13 protein-coding genes and 1 riboswitch are annotated in these 14,036 nt (G+C 72.3%); of the genes, 4 read left to right on the top strand and 9 right to left on the bottom strand.

Translation table 11 applies throughout. The annotated features are described in order from the left end of the window. Positions 1-54 precede the first annotated feature (54 nt). A complete protein-coding gene (locus Van01_RS02330; RefSeq protein WP_203998774.1) occupies positions 55-978 on the bottom strand; it encodes an ornithine cyclodeaminase family protein in 924 nt (307 codons plus the stop codon). Between the two features lie 90 nt (positions 979-1,068). After that, positions 1,069-1,135, top strand: a riboswitch (guanidine-III (ykkC-III) riboswitch). A gap of 58 nt (positions 1,136-1,193) precedes the next feature. Between Van01_RS02330 and Van01_RS02325 the strand changes: the two genes are divergently transcribed. Both Van01_RS02325 and Van01_RS02320 read left to right on the top strand, forming a co-directional pair. Next, positions 1,194-1,508 (top strand): DMT family transporter, encoded by a 315-nt coding sequence (locus Van01_RS02325; protein ID WP_203998771.1) that lies wholly within the window; start codon positions 1,194-1,196, stop codon positions 1,506-1,508. A gap of 83 nt (positions 1,509-1,591) precedes the next feature. Then, positions 1,592-1,819, top strand: coding sequence for a hypothetical protein (locus Van01_RS02320; protein WP_099847079.1), 228 nt, complete (start codon positions 1,592-1,594; stop codon positions 1,817-1,819). Between the two features lie 369 nt (positions 1,820-2,188). On the opposite strand, the gene Van01_RS02315 is transcribed toward Van01_RS02320, so the two are convergent. Together Van01_RS02315 and Van01_RS02310 are read right to left on the bottom strand one after the other, a co-directional pair. After that, a complete protein-coding gene (locus Van01_RS02315) occupies positions 2,189-2,488 on the bottom strand; it encodes a VOC family protein (RefSeq protein ID WP_239098814.1) in 300 nt (99 codons plus the stop codon). Then, on the bottom strand, positions 2,481-4,928 hold the full coding sequence (locus Van01_RS02310; protein WP_203998754.1) for an FtsK/SpoIIIE family DNA translocase: 2,448 nt from the start codon (positions 4,926-4,928) through the stop codon (positions 2,481-2,483). The genes Van01_RS02315 and Van01_RS02310 overlap by 8 nt, the downstream gene beginning before the upstream one ends. A gap of 112 nt (positions 4,929-5,040) precedes the next feature. On the opposite strand from Van01_RS02310, the gene Van01_RS02305 reads away from it, so the two are divergent. After that, a complete protein-coding gene (locus Van01_RS02305) occupies positions 5,041-5,520 on the top strand; it encodes a type III secretion system chaperone family protein (protein ID WP_203998739.1) in 480 nt (159 codons plus the stop codon). Then, the gene (locus Van01_RS02300) at positions 5,517-7,154 is read left to right on the top strand and encodes a type III secretion system chaperone family protein (RefSeq protein ID WP_373306191.1); all 1,638 of its coding nucleotides are present in this window, start codon (positions 5,517-5,519) and stop codon (positions 7,152-7,154) included. Before Van01_RS02305 ends, Van01_RS02300 begins: the two co-directional genes overlap by 4 nt. 51 nt (positions 7,155-7,205) lie before the next feature. Here the strand turns inward: Van01_RS02300 and Van01_RS02295 are convergent, their stop codons facing one another. The 6 genes from Van01_RS02295 to Van01_RS02270 form a co-directional block, all read right to left on the bottom strand. Beyond that, complete coding sequence (locus tag Van01_RS02295) at positions 7,206-8,390, bottom strand: S1 family peptidase (protein ID WP_203998734.1); 1,185 nt, start codon at positions 8,388-8,390, stop codon at positions 7,206-7,208. 166 nt (positions 8,391-8,556) lie between these two features. Further along, positions 8,557-10,248: a ribonuclease J gene (locus Van01_RS02290; RefSeq protein ID WP_203998731.1), complete on the bottom strand. Its 1,692-nt coding sequence runs from the start codon at positions 10,246-10,248 to the stop codon at positions 8,557-8,559. A 52-nt stretch (positions 10,249-10,300) separates the two neighbouring features. Then, positions 10,301-11,227 carry a 4-hydroxy-tetrahydrodipicolinate synthase gene (gene dapA / locus Van01_RS02285; protein ID WP_203998728.1) on the bottom strand — a complete coding sequence of 309 codons (927 nt, stop codon included), beginning with the start codon at positions 11,225-11,227 and terminating at the stop codon, positions 10,301-10,303. Positions 11,228-11,306: 79 nt separating this feature from the next. After that, positions 11,307-12,050: an FAD-dependent thymidylate synthase gene (thyX, locus tag Van01_RS02280; RefSeq protein WP_203998962.1), complete on the bottom strand. Its 744-nt coding sequence runs from the start codon at positions 12,048-12,050 to the stop codon at positions 11,307-11,309. 62 nt (positions 12,051-12,112) lie between these two features. After that, the gene (locus Van01_RS02275; protein WP_373306190.1) at positions 12,113-12,736 is read right to left on the bottom strand and encodes a DUF2752 domain-containing protein; all 624 of its coding nucleotides are present in this window, start codon (positions 12,734-12,736) and stop codon (positions 12,113-12,115) included. Further along, positions 12,733-13,962, bottom strand: coding sequence for a winged helix-turn-helix domain-containing protein (locus Van01_RS02270; RefSeq protein ID WP_203998725.1), 1,230 nt, complete (start codon positions 13,960-13,962; stop codon positions 12,733-12,735). The genes Van01_RS02275 and Van01_RS02270 overlap by 4 nt, the downstream gene beginning before the upstream one ends. Positions 13,963-14,036 lie beyond the last annotated feature (74 nt).

The following is a 14,036-nucleotide window of genomic DNA, read 5'->3' as shown; positions in this document are numbered from 1 at the left end:
AGGGTACCGGGCGGCGGTGCCCGCACCGGCGACGGCGGTACGGGGCGGGCGGCCTCAGACCGCCGTGGCGAGGATCCGGACCACGCGGTCGAGCAGAAAGACCTCCGTGCCGGCCAGGCCGACCGAGCAGAAGACCGAGATCTGGTCCGCACCGGTGCGGCCGGGTGCCGCGCCGGCCAGCACCGCGCCCAGGTCACGCAGCCGGGAGGCGTACGGCGGCTGGGCGGCGAGCATCGGCGGAGCGTACGACGTGGCCTGTGCCACCGAGTCGCTGACCAGCACGGCGGCGGCGTCGAGCAGGTCGGTGCCGAACTCCGCGCGGTCCACCTGTTTGAAACCGACCGCGTTGACGTGGGTACCGGGGCGCAGGTCGGCGGCGCTCAGCACCGGTGTCGGGCTGGTGGTGGCCAGCACCACCAGGTCCCGGTCGCGTACCGCCTCCTGAGCGGTCTCCACCGCGCGGGCCGGAATCCCGAGTTCGGCCCGGACCCGGGCGGCGAACGCCTCCCGACGGGCTGTCGACCGGCTGTGCACTGTCACCTGGCGCAGGCGTCGCACGGCGGCGGCGGCCCAGACCTGGGTCCATGCCTGCCCGCCGGATCCGATCACGCCGACGGTGGCCGCGTCCGGACGGGCCAACGCGTCGACAGCCACCCCGCCCAGCGCGCCGGTACGCCGAGAGCCCAGTTCATCCCCCACGGCCACCGCCCGCACCGCGCCGGTCTGCCCGTCGTGCAGCACCACCACCTGCTCGGTCTCCGGGTGCCCGAACGTGTCGTACGCCCGGTATCCGTACCACTGTCCGACCAGGTGCCCGGCGGTGAGCACCATCCGGCCGGCGCCGAGCGACGCGGCGGCCCGGGGCGGGGCGACGAGCCGCCCGTCATGAGCCGCGAGCAGAGCCTGACGCATCGCGTCGACCGAGGTCGCTGCGTCAAGCGCGGCGGCGACCTCCGGATCGGAGATGAGCACGGTCACGGATCAATGGTGCAGCTTGAAGCAAGCTTGAGGTCCACCCCGGGTGATCCGTCTCACCCCGGCACCCCACGACCCGGTGCTACGGTCGGTTCCGGCGGCCCGCGTGGCCGCCCCGGACGAGTCGTGGGCGTACCCGGTCAGGCCAAGACGCCCCGCGTGCTGGACCCGACTCGTCCCGGCCCCGGTGGCCGGGCCCCTGCTGAAGAGGTGACCCGATGGCCTGGATCGTGCTTGTGCTCTCCGGACTGCTCGAAACGGCCTGGGCGATCGCCCTGGACCGCTCCGCCGGCTTCACCCGACCCGTCGCCTCGGTGGTCTTCGTGATCACGCTGGTGCTGAGCATGGCCGGGCTGGCATACGCGCTGCGGGAGATTCCGGTCGGCACCGGCTACGCGGTGTGGGTCGGCATCGGGGCGGTCGGCACCGCCCTCGTCGGCATGGTGGCGCTCGGCGAGCCGGCCAACCTGCCCCGCCTGCTCAGCCTGCTACTGGTGGTGGCCGGCGTGATCGGGCTGAGGCTGTTCCACTGATGCGTGGGCGGGTGTGCGTGGCGATCGTCCGTAGTGGGTAGAGACCGGACGGCAGACATGAGACTCACCCACTGGAGGAAGACATGGCCACCAGCACCGTCCGCTCGACCAGCGCCGCCCGCATCTGCACCATCGTGGGCTTCGTGTGCGCGGTCCTCGCGCTGCTGCTCAACCCGATCCTCTTCGGAGTCATCGGTCTGGTCCTCGGCGTCGTCGGCGCGGTGCTCGGTGACAAGCCGCTCGGCTGGTACGCCGCCGCGGCCAACGTGGTCGCCATGCTGCTGAGCATGCTGATCCTCAGCTCGCTCTGATCTCTTCGCGACTCGACGGCCCGCCGCGTCACGCGGCGGGCCGTCTGCGCATGGGCCCTTCCCACCCTCGTCCCCACATGGCTTGTCCGCCGTACGACGCACGGCCGAGCACGGTTACGGACAGCATTCTTCCCGCCGGTGACGATGCGTAGCGTTGGCCGCCACCATCCTCCACTCCCCCTCCGCCGCTTTGCTCTGCTTCAACCCACGCACCAGTTCCTGAGCTGCGGCGATAGCGTGCCGGCCGGCGGCGCCCCGAACACTGAACGTGACCTTCGGTAACCGTTGCGTATGGTGAAGCAGAGCAAAGGGCGCGGGAGGGTGGGGCGGCTCCGGGCCGGGAATCACCAGGTGTGACGGAGGGACCTGTCAGCCGCGGTCGGCGACCAGGACCCGGTTGCCGTCCGGGTCACGGACGATCGCCATCCGCTCGCCCCACGGCTGCGTCTGCGGCTCGGCGAGTACCTCGACGCCCGCCCCGGCCAGCCGGGCCAGTGCCGCGGCGCAGTCCGCGACGTACACCCAGAGGGTCGCCGGGCCGGCGGGCTGCTCGCCGGCCTCCTGCCGCCCGATGCCCAACTGGCCGTCACCGAAGCGCAGTGCGGCGTCCAGGTCGGCGGCCGTGATGATCGGGAACAGCTCGCTGGCCAGTGCCGCCGGCTCAGCCATCGCCGCCCCGCAGACCCTCAAGCACCTCTTCCAACTCATCCGGCTTGACCAGCACGTCGCGCGCCTTGGAGCCCTCCGACGGGCCGACCACGCCCCGGGTCTCCATCAGGTCCATCAGCCGGCCGGCCTTCGCGAAGCCCACCCGCAACTTGCGCTGGAGCATCGAGGTCGAGCCGAACTGCGAGGTGACCACCAGCTCGACCGCCTGCACCAGCAGGTCCAGGTCGTCGCCGATGTCCTCGTCGATCTTCTTCTTGCTGTCCTGCGCGGGGGCCAGTACGTCCGGGCGGAACTCCGGCTCACGCTGGTCCTTGCAGAACTTCACCACGTCGTTGATCTCGCGCTCGGTGACCCAGGCACCCTGGATCCGCACCGGCTTCGAGGCGCCCATCGGCAGGAACAGCCCGTCACCCCGGCCGAGCAGCTTCTCCGCGCCCGGCTGGTCGAGGATGACCCGGGAGTCGGCGAGCGACGAGGTGGCGAACGCCAGCCGGGACGGCACGTTGGCCTTGATCAGGCCAGTCACCACGTCGACCGAGGGGCGTTGGGTGGCGAGTACCAGGTGGATGCCGGCGGCCCGGGCGAGCTGGGTGATCCGCACGATCGAGTCCTCGACGTCGCGCGGGGCCACCATCATGAGGTCGGCCAACTCGTCCACGATCACCAGCAGGTACGGGTACGGGCGCATCTCACGCTCGCTGCCCGGTGGCGCCTTGATCTCGCCGTTGCGCACCTTCCGGTTGAAGTCGTCGATGTGCCGGACCCCGTTCGCGGCGAGGTCGTCGTACCGCATGTCCATCTCACGGACGACCCACTCCAACGAGTCGGCCGCCTTCTTGGCGTTCGTCACGATCGGCGTGACCAGGTGCGGGATGCCCTCGTAGCCGGTCATCTCGACCCGCTTCGGGTCGATCAGCAGCAGCCGCACCTCGTCCGGCGTGGCCCGGGTCAGGATGGACATGAGCAGGCTGTTCAGGCAGCTCGACTTGCCCGCGCCGGTGGCCCCCGCGATCAGGATGTGCGGCATCTTCGCCAGGTTCGCCACCACGTAGCCGCCCTCGATGTCCTTGCCGAGGGCGACCACCATCGGATGGTGGTCGCTGGTGGCGGCGCGCGACCGCAGCACGTCACCGAGGGCCACGTTCTCCGGGTCGGTGTTCGGGATCTCCACACCCACAGCGCTCTTGCCCGGGATCGGGCTCAGGATGCGGACGTCCGGCGACTTCACCGCGTACGCGATGTTGCGGGAGAGCTGGGTGATCCGCTCGACCTTGACACCGTGGCCCAGCTCGACCTCGTACCGGGTCACCGTCGGCCCCCGGGTGAAGCCGGTCACCGCCGCGTCCACGTCGAACTGGTCGAAGACACCGGTGAGGGCGGCGATCACCTCGTCGTTGGCCTTGCTGCGGGTCTTCGGAGCGGCCCCGCTGCCGAGCATGTTCGACGGGGGCAGCGTGTAGTCGCCGGCCAGGCCGGTGAGCGCGAGCTGCTCGGCGCGGGTCGGCGCGGGCGAGTGCTCCGGCGGCTCGGCGGGTTTGCGGCTGGCCGGCACCCGGGACGGCGTCTTGCGCGGCAGGACCATCGTCTCCTGGAGGTCCGCGCCGTCCAGGTCGTCGAACTCGTCCGGGTCGACCGGCGGCACCGCCCGTTTGGTGGGGCGCCGCCGCGTCGGCGTGGCGGGTGCCTCCGTCGACTCCGTCTCGTCCTGCCCGACCATGCCGCCGGCCAGCAGACCGAGCCGCTCGGGGATCTTGTTGATCGGCGTCGCGGTGACCACCAGCAACCCGAATACCAGTAGCAGGACCAGCAGTGGCACCGCCACCCACGCGGTGACCGCGCGTTCCAGCACGCTGCCCACGCCCGCGCCGATCAGGCCACCGGCGAAGTCCCGCTCGCGCGGGTCGACCGGCTGCTGACCGATGTGCAGCAGCGCGGCGGTGGAGATCAGCATCGAACCCCAGCCGACCAGCCCTCGCCCCCGGTGCTCCGGATCGCCGGGCTGGCGCATCAGCCGCCACGCGCCGATGCCCAGCAGCACCGGCACCACTATGGAGATCGCCCCGAGGAAGAGCCGCACCGTGTCGGCCAGTCGGGCACCGACCGGACCGGCTGCCGAGAACCAGATCGCGCCGGCACCGAGCAGGGCGAGACCGATGAACAGCAGGCCGGCGCCGTCGCGGCGGTGCTCCGGGTCGAGGTCGCGGGCCGAGGCCGCCTGGCGCCCGGCGGCGCGCACCGCCCAGCCGACCCCGTGGGCCAGCCCCATCCACAGTGCCTGGATCGCCCGACCGACGTACGCTGCCGGGCCCGGACCCCTCGTCGAGGTACGGCGCCGTACCGGCGTACGGGTCTTCTTGGCCGGCTGGCGGGCACGGCTGTTCGTGCTGCCACGCGGCGACGCGCCGCGCCGCCGACTCGCCTGAGGGGTACGGCCCGCCATAGCATCACCGTAACGGCGGGCCGGGTGATTGGCCGGTCATCCTGGTCGCTCCGCGTGTCGCAGCGCGGTCCCCGCCGCCTGCCGTGATATTCGCCTCGCGAGGGAGTGTCCGATGGGGTCGCCGGAGTTCGAGGACCGTACCGGCGACCCGTTGGCGGGTCATCCGTCGACGCTGCGGCCGTTGACAGGTGATCTCCTCGCCGCCGTGCTGGCCCACCGCGGTTGCGCGGTGGCCGGTGACGGCGACGGCGCGCTGGTGGGCAGGTGGGCACAGGGACACATCTGGTTCCTCCGCGCCGGTGACGCCGGGGAACTGCTCCAGGTGCGCACCGTCGCCACCCACGCCTTCACTGTCGAGGACGTGCCGCGGCTGCACGACTTCTGCAACACGTGGAACCGCGACCGGTTCTGGCCGAAGGCGTTCGTGCACGTCGACGACGCCGGCCGGGCCCGGGTCTACGGCGAGGTGATCACCGACCTGGAACGGGGCGTCACGCCGCACCAGCTGGATCTGCTGCTGAACCGGGGCATCTCGGCCGGCTGCCGGCTGGCCGACGAGGTGGGTCGGCTCGCGGGGACGGGACGCCGGTGACCGGCGGTGACCGGGGCCCCGCCCGGGCACGCGTCAGTGGCCGAGCGGGCGACAGGGGACGCGCAGCCCGGCGGCCCGCCGCCGCCCTCAACGATGCCCGGGACATGCCCGACGGCGAGGTACGCGTCGGCGAACTGGCCCGGGTCGCCGCGCTCGCCGAGGCGGACGGCGATCGACGGACCGCACTGGACGCCTGGTCCGAACTGGTCGAGACGCACCTGCGCGGTGGCGAGCGGTGGCGGCTGTTCGAGCCCGTCCAGCGGTGCCTGGCCACAACGGGCCTGGACGACGACACCCGGCGCCGCTACCTGCGGTACGCCGTCGAAGCGCTGCTCGGCACCCCTCGCATCGGACTGGACCAGGCGCGCGGCGTGTTGGACGGCCTCGCCGACGAGGTGAACGCGACGCTTGTGGCGCAGCTGCGGTGCCGGATCGCCGATCATGTGGGCGATGAGCCGGCCGCCCGGCGCTGGTTGGCCCGGTGGCGGGACGGTGCACCCGATCCGGCCGCCGGTTGCCCCGACTGCCTGCCCGTCCGGCAGGCGGAACTGTTCGCCGGGTGGGGCGACTGGGCCGCCGCGCTCGACCTGCTCGACCCCCTGCTCGACGCGCCGGCCGGCTGCACCGCCCAGCCGGAGGCCGCCCTGGCCGCGGCGCTGCTGCCGTGGCTGCGCGCGGGCCACCCGCAGCGGGCGGGCCGCGCCCACGTACGGGCGTACCGGCGGCACCGGGCGGAGCCCGGCGGGTTCGGTTACCTCGCCACCCACCTGCGCTTCTGCGCCCTGGGTGGGTACCTGGAGCGCGGCGTGGAGATCGTCGTCGAGCAGCTGCCGCGGCTGGATCAACCGCACGAGGATCTGTCCGTGATGGAGTTCGCGGCGGCGGGGGCGCTGGTCTGCGCGCTGGTGGGCGAGACGGTCGCCGACCGGGTGGTGCGCCGGCCGGCGTACGGTGGGCGACCGGCCGCCGAGGTCACCGTGGGCAAGCTCGGCGCCGAACTGCTCGCCGTCGCGACCACACTGGCCGGCAGCTTCGACGCCCGCAACGGCACCGGGCACCAGTCCGGCCGGATGGCCGCCTGGCTGGCCGAGCGTCCGCTCGCCCCGGCGGTGCCGCTGCCCGCCGACGAGGAGTGCGAGCCGGACGACGAGTTCGGGGTGGACGGGGAGCCCGGGCCCGGCGATCCGCCGGAGCCGGACGGCGGGATCGCCGGGGTGCCGGTGGACGACATCGGCGCGTTGACCGTGGCCATGATCACGAAGGCGTTGGACGAGCGGGGTGACGACTACACCGTCGACGCCGCCGGCACGGTGCTCGGGCGGTGGGGCGACGCGGTGATCCAGTTCCGGCGGGCCGGCGAACGCCACGACATCCTGCACGCCCGGGTGGTGGCTGGGCGTCGACTGGCGGCGACCCGGCGTGCCGAGGCGTACGCCTTCTGCAACGCCTGGAATCGGGACCGGCTGCTGCCCAAGGCGTACGTCCACGAGCCGGACGACGGCGAGCTGGTGCTGGCCGGCGAGGTGACCACCGATCTGGCGTACGGAGTGGCCCCGGCTCAGGTCACGGTGCTTGTCGACGCGGCGGTCCGCACCGGCGTCGGGTACGCGGAGGCGGTCGCCGCCCTGCCCTGACACCACACGTTCCCGGCCGGGTCCGGACAGCGACCCGGCCGGGAAGGCGGATCAGCGCCGGCCGCTCAGGGCGCGGAAGTTCTGCGTGGTGAGCAGGGTCAGGTTGTTGCGCTGGAGGATCTCGTTGACCGGCTGGTAGAACGTGGTCCCACCGCGGACGCAGTCGCCGGATCCACCGGAGGTCACGCCCTGCGCCTGGTTGCCCGAGATCCACGAGCCACCGGAGTCACCGGGCTCGGCGCAGACGTTCGTCCGTACCAGCCCACTGACCAGCCCTTCCGGGTAACGGACCGTGGCGTTGCGGGCCTGCACCGTGCCGCAGCTGACGCCTGTGGTGGAGCCGGAGCGGCAGATCGACGAGCCGACCGGCACCTCCTGCGAACCGGCCACCCGGGCCACCCCGCCCCGGAAGTCGGTAACCTCCGGAAGCATCCTGGTGTTGTTGTTCACCTGTACGAAGGCCCAGTCGTCACCGGGGAACGAGGAGGCTCGGAAGACACCCTGCGGCGCCCGGTCCGCGCCGGTGGTGCGGTCGCCGACCCGCCCGCAGTGCCCTGCGGTCACGAAGCCACCGGTCACCGCGAAGCCGACCGAGCAACGGCCGCTGCCGATGAAGAACGGCTCGCCGCCGCGTACGTCGGCGAAGAGGCGCGGCTGTTCCTCAGTGGCCATCCGCACCGCGGTTCGCGGCACGCCGGCACGGGCCACGAACCGCCACCCCGCCGCTTCCGCACCGGGCTCCGCCAGCACCACTACCGTGTTCGAGGCGACGTCGACGTACCAGCCGGAGACCTGCTGGGCGCGGGCGGCGGTACGGTCCATCCGAGTCTTGAGGGTGTCGAGCTGGCCCACCCCGCGCTCGACCACCTTCGGCACCGCCCCGGCGGCCCGCACCCGCTGCGCCTGCCCCTCGTCGGCGACCGCGACGTTGAGTTCGTCGCCGTCGGCGCTGAGCCAGCTTCCGCCGTAGGCCGCACCGAGGTCCGCCCGGAGCTGGTCGACCACCCCGGAGGCCCAGCGTTCGGTCTTCAGTCGCGCGGCCACCTGCGACTCGTTCAGCCGCAGGTCCCGTCGCATCGCCTCGACCACGTCCGGGTCGGCGCCCGCCACCGCCCCGCTGGTCGGTGCGCCGACCGGCGCGCCACCGTCACCGGCGAACGACGGCAGGGCTACGGCCGCCGCCGCGCCCAGGGCCGCCACCACGACACCGATGGCTGTCAATCGTCTGCGGTCCATCCGCCATGCTCCTCCCGGCTGGCGCGGTTACGCCTGCCGGCTCGGAGTACGGGCAAAAGGCTCGAACGGTTGAACTCGCACGCCGACCAATCGATTTGCTGACGCCGATGGGCCACCACCCGGCGGGTGCGGTGGCCCATCGAAACCGGTCAGGTACTCCCGGTGGTCAGACCTCGACGACTGTTGGAACGATCATCGGGCGACGCCGGTACGCGTCGTTGACCCAGCGGCCCACGGTCCGCCGGACGATCTGCTGGAGCTGGTGCGGATCACTGATCCCGTCCGCCGCCGCCCGGTTGAGCGCCTCGGTCACCAGCGGGACCACCGCGTTGAACGCGCCCGGGTCCTCGGAGAAGCCCTTGGCCGAGACGGTCGGGCCGGCGACGACCTTGCCGGTGACCGAGTCCACCACCACTGTCGCGGCGATGAAGCCACCGTCGCCGAGGATGCGCCGCTCGGTGAGCAGCGACTCGCTGACGTCGCCGACAGCCAGGCCGTCGACGTAGACGTACCGGCTCTTGACGTGACCCACCAGGCTGGCCCGCCCTTCCACCAGGTCGACCACGTCGCCGTCCTCGCAGAGCACCACCCGGTCGGCCGCCACGCCGGACTCGATGCCGAGCCGGGCGTGCGCACGCAGGTGCCGCCACTCGCCGTGCACCGGCATCAGGTTGCTGGGCCGGACCACGTTGAGCAGATAGAGCAGTTCCCCGGCCGGTGCGTGTCCGGAGACGTGCACCTTCGCCACGTCCTTGTGCACGACCACCGCACCGGCCCGGGCCAGTCGGTTGATCACCCGGTAGACGGAGGTTTCGTTCCCCGGGACCAGCGACGAGGCGAGCACCACCGTGTCACCGGGTGCGATGGTGATGTGCCGGTGGTCGCCGCTGGCCATCCGGCCCAGGGCGCTCATCGGCTCGCCCTGCGACCCGGTGGACATCAGCACGATCTGCTCGGGCGGCATCGAGGTCGCCTCGTCCAGCCCGACGACCAGGCCGGCCGGGATGTTCAGCAGGCCCAGATCGCGCGCGATGCCCATGTTGCGGACCATCGACCGGCCGATCAGGGCGACCTTACGGCCGTGTTCCAGCGCCGAGTCGAAGACCTGCTGCACCCGGTGCACGTGCGAGGCGAACGACGCGACGATGATCCGGCCCTTGGCCTTCGCGAAGATCGCGTCGAGGACCGGGCCGATCTCCCGCTCGGGCGTGACGAAGCCCGGGATCTCCGCGTTCGTGGAGTCCGACAGCAGCAGGTCCACGCCCTCGGCGCCGAGCCGGGCGAAGCCGGCCAGGTCGGTGATCCGGCCGTCCAGCGGCAGCTGGTCCATCTTGAAGTCGCCGGTGTGCAGCACCAGCCCGGCCGGGGTCCGGATGGCCACCGCGAGCGCGTCGGGGATCGAGTGGTTCACGGCGAAGAACTCACACTCGAACGGACCGAGCCGCTCCCGGCCGCCCTCCCGTACGGTGAGCGTGTACGGCTGGATGCGCCGTTCGGCCAGCTTCGCCTCCACCAGCGCGAGGGTGAACTGCGAGCCGACAAGCGGGATGTCGGGCTTGTGTGCGAGCAGGTACGGCACCGCGCCGATGTGGTCCTCATGGCCGTGCGTGAGCACGATCGCCTGGATGTCGTCGAGCCGGTCGAGGATCGGCCCGAAGTCCGGCAGGATCAGGTCGACACCTGGCTGTTCCACGTCCGGGAAGAGCACACCGCAGTCGACGACGAGCAGCTTGCCGTCGTACTCGAAGACGGTCATGTTCCGGCCGATGGCGCCGAGCCCGCCGAGCGGTATGATCCGCAGTCCGCCCTCCGGCAGCGGCGGTGGAAGTTGGCCCTCCTCGTTGTGCGCCTCGGTCACGCGTTCACCTCATTCTGCGACGCCGTCACCCGGCGTCCGTCGTGTCGTTTGATCATTCAGGGAGCGGCAGGCCCGCCGCCGCGCAGTCGGCGCGCAGCTGGGCGAGCTCGCCGTCGGTGGCATCCACCAACGGCGGTCGGACCGGCCCGCCCGGCAGGCCCTGCACCGCCAGGCCCGCCTTGACCAGGATGACGCCCTGGGAACGGAAGATCCCCGTGAACAGCGGCAGCAGGCGGCGGTGCAGCGCCAGTGCGGTTGCCGTGTCCCCCGTGTCGTACGCCTCGATCATCCGCTTGGTCTCGGCGCCGGTGAAGTGCGTGGAGGTGCCCACCACACCGACGCAGCCGACGGCCAGGGCGGGCAGGGTGAGCGAGTCCTCGCCGCTGTAGTACGCCAGCTCCGCCCGACTGGTCACCCAGCTCGTCGCCGTCAGGTCGCCCTTGGCGTCCTTCACCGCGACGATCCGGCCGTGCTCGGCGAGCTGGACCAGGGTCTCGGTCTCGATCGCCACACCGGAGCGGTGCGGGATGTCGTAGAGCATCACCGGCAGCCCGGTGGCGTCGGCCACCGCGGTGAAGTGGCGCAGCAGACCTGCCTGCGGCGGCTTGTTGTAGTACGGCGTGACCACCAGCAGCCCGTGCGCGCCGGCCTTCTCCGCCGAGGTCGCCAGCTCGATGGTGTGTCGGGTGTCGTTGGTGCCGACCCCCGCCACCACCCGGGCCCGGTCACCGACCGCCTCCACCACGACCCGGATCAGGCGCTCCTTCTCCGCGTCGGTGGTGGTCGGTGACTCACCGGTGGTGCCGTTTACCACCAACGCGTCGTTGCCCTGCTCGGTGACCAGATGATCCGCCAACCGCGCCGCGCCGTCGAGGTCGAGCGCCCCGTCGGCGGTGAACGGGGTCACCATGGCCGTGAGCACCCGGCCGAACGGGCGGGAGGCCGTCCGGACCGGAGCGTCAAGGTGGTCGTGCGTCATGGTGACAACCTATCGGACGGCCCACGGCCGGCCACCGGGGAAGGGCTCACCACCCCCGGGCGTGCGGTCCGAGGACCGTTCAGGACCCCTGGGCGTGCGGGCTCTGGGCCACCTCGGTGCCGTCGGGCAGCGTGGAGATGGTGAAGTCGGCGAAGACGTTGGGGGCGACCCGCTGCAACTGTCGGAGGCACTCCACCGCCAGCTCACGGATCTCCACGTCGGCGTGCTCGGTGGCGCGCATGCCGATGAAGTGCCGCCAGGCCCGGTAGTTGCCGGTCACCACGATGCGGGTCTCGGTGGCGTTCGGCAGCACCGCCCTGGCCGCCTGGCGGGCCTGCTTGCGGCGCAGAGTCGGGTTCGTCACGTCGGCGAAGCGACGTTCGAGCCCCTCCAGCAGGTCGTTGTAGGCCCGTACGCTCGCCTCGGCGGCCTCGACGAACCGCTTGTGCAGCTCCGGGTCCTCGGCGATCACCGTCGGCTCGACCATCGCGGCGTCCCGCTCCGGCACGTACCGCTGCGACAGCTGCGAGTACGAGAAGTGCCGGTGCCGGATCAGCTCGTGGGTGAACGAGCGGGACACGCCGGTGAAGTAGAAGCTCACCGAGCCGTGCTCCAGCACCGAGAGGTGGCCGACCTCCAGGATGTGCGCCAGGTAGCCGGCATTCGTGGCCGTCGCCGGATTCGGCTTCTTCCAGCTCTGGTAGCAGGCCCGCCCGGCGAACTCCGCGAGCGCCTGCCCCCCGTCGGCATCGGTCGACCAGGGCACGTCCTCCGGCGACTCGAACTGGGTCCACGCGATCAGCTTGACCTGGGGCTGCACCATCTCCGGCATTCCTGGGACTGTAGCCGACACCCTCTGACGACCAGAAAACGCCGGTCCGGGCGCTACACGTAGAGAGCGGTGAAGGGGGGCCAGGGGAGGTTGCGGACCACCGAGAAGGCCAGCCAGGCGGCGAGGAAGCCGCCGATCAGCTTCGGGCCGATGCGCAGCTCGGGAAGCCGCCAACCGAACGCCTGCCGCCCCGCCCAGGCGACGAAGAGGTACGCCAGGAAGGGCAGCGCGAAGACGAAGAGGAAGTGGTGGCGGGCGGCGGCCGGCAGGTCGGCGTGCAGCACGTACCAGAGGGCGCGGGTGCCGCCACAACCCGGGCAGTCCAGCCCGGTGGTCAGCTTGAGCAGGCAGGTCGGCAGCGCGTCGGGCGCCGACCGGGTGGGGTCGCTGAGCAGCGTGTAGCCGATGCCGGCGGCGACACAGCCGACGGCGGCCAACGGCACCACCCAGCGCGGCGTGCGGGCGTGGGCCCGCTGCACGAAACGGGTGAGCCGGTCGGACTCGACCACCGGGTAGCCGGCGGGGTAGGCAGCCGCCCAGTCGCCCGGCACCGCCCCATCCGTCGGCGCGCCGTGCGGGGGGCCGGCCGGAACCGGTGTGCCGCCGGGAGCTGTCGACTCCATGGCGGGATGCGGCTGGGCAGCGTCCGATCGGTCAACGCTCGTCACGTGCCTCACCGTACACCGGCCACGCCCACCAACGCGGCGGCCAGCGCAGCCGCGAGGTCACCTGCGGCAGGTGGTGCCACCGCGTCCAGGCCGAGCCAGCCGGCCAGGCGGTACAGCTCGGCGGCGAGGGCGATCGCCGTCTCTCCCGGGTCGACGCCCGGCTCCACCCAGGCGGCCGGCACCAGCAGCACCCCGGTCTTGCGGTCCGCCTTGAGGTCGACCCGGGCGGTGAAGCGTTCGCCCTGACGGAACGGCAGCACGTAGTAGCCGTACACGCGTTGCGGTGCGGGCACGTAGATCTCGATGCGGTAGCTGAAGCCGAACAGCCGCTCGGTGCGGGTGCGCTCCCAGACCAGCGGATCGAAGGGGCTCACCAGGCCGTTGCCGCGCACCCAGCGGGGCAGCCGGGCCTCGGCGTGCAACCAGGCCGGCTGCCGCCAGCCCGGCACGGTGACGGGCCGCAACTCTCCCGCCTCGACCAGCTCGGAAATGGCCTGCCGCGCACCGGCCACCGGCAGCCGGAAGTAGTCCCGCAGCTCCAGCTCCCCGGCCACCCCGAGCGACCGGGCGGCGATGCCCACCAGGGTGCGGTACGCCTCCGCGTCGGTAGGCGTCGGCGCGTCCAGCACTTCCGCCGGCAGCACCCGTTCCGGCAGGTCGTAGCGGCGGGCGAACGAGGTGGTGCGCTCTGCCGCACACACCTCGCCAGCCCAGAAGAGGTATTCCAGGGCCTGCTTCACCGCCGACCAGTTCCACCCCCAGTTGCCGGTCTGACGGGGTACGTCGTGCTCGATCTCGGCCACCGTCAGCGGGCCACGGGCGGCCACCTCGTCGCGTACCCAGGCGACCAGGGCGGGTTGCTCGGCGGCGATGCGGCGCATCCCACCCCAGGCGTCGGAGTGTGCCCGGGCCATCCGCCAGCGCAGCGCCGGATGCCTGGCGACCGGCACCAGCGACGCCTCGTGGCCCCAGTATTCGAACAGCTCGCGGGGCCGGCGGTAGGCGGCGGCGTCGAGCAGGGTGGTCGGGTAGGGCCCGAGCCGGCTGTAGAGCGGCAGGTAGTGCGCCCGTTGCAGCACGTTCACCGAATCCATCTGGATCAACCCGACCCGGTCGAGCACCCGACGCAGGTGCCGGCGGGTGGGCGCCCCGGTAGGGGTCGGATCGGCGAAGCCCTGAGCGGCCAACGCGACGCGGCGGGCCTGGGCGAGCGAGAGCGATTCCGGTGCGGCCATCGCAGGCAGGCTACGACAGGCGTACGACATCGGTGCGGACGCTGGACCTGCCGCCCCGGGCCGCCTAGAACTAC

It is taken from the genome of Micromonospora andamanensis (genome assembly GCF_016863495.1).
Lineage (GTDB): Bacteria > Actinomycetota > Actinomycetes > Mycobacteriales > Micromonosporaceae > Micromonospora > Micromonospora andamanensis.
Note: the sequence above shows the minus strand (reverse complement) of the source record. Positions and strands in the feature narration are given on the sequence as shown.

Excerpts from the sequence above, each read along its gene's own strand:
- Van01_RS02315 (WP_239098814.1), bottom strand. The coding sequence starts at position 2,488 with ATGGCTGAGCCGGCGGCACTGGCCAGCGAGCTGTTCCCGATCATCACG.
- Van01_RS02270 (WP_203998725.1), bottom strand. The coding sequence starts at position 13,962 with ATGGCCGCACCGGAATCGCTCTCGCTCGCCCAGGCCCGCCGCGTCGCG.
- Van01_RS02320 (WP_099847079.1), top strand. The coding sequence starts at position 1,592 with ATGGCCACCAGCACCGTCCGCTCGACCAGCGCCGCCCGCATCTGCACC.
- thyX (WP_203998962.1), bottom strand. The coding sequence starts at position 12,050 with ATGGTGCAGCCCCAGGTCAAGCTGATCGCGTGGACCCAGTTCGAGTCG.
- dapA (WP_203998728.1), bottom strand. The coding sequence starts at position 11,227 with ATGACGCACGACCACCTTGACGCTCCGGTCCGGACGGCCTCCCGCCCG.
- Van01_RS02305 (WP_203998739.1), top strand. The coding sequence starts at position 5,041 with ATGGGGTCGCCGGAGTTCGAGGACCGTACCGGCGACCCGTTGGCGGGT.
- Van01_RS02295 (WP_203998734.1), bottom strand. The coding sequence starts at position 8,390 with ATGGACCGCAGACGATTGACAGCCATCGGTGTCGTGGTGGCGGCCCTG.
- Van01_RS02325 (WP_203998771.1), top strand. The coding sequence starts at position 1,194 with ATGGCCTGGATCGTGCTTGTGCTCTCCGGACTGCTCGAAACGGCCTGG.
- Van01_RS02310 (WP_203998754.1), bottom strand. The coding sequence starts at position 4,928 with ATGGCGGGCCGTACCCCTCAGGCGAGTCGGCGGCGCGGCGCGTCGCCG.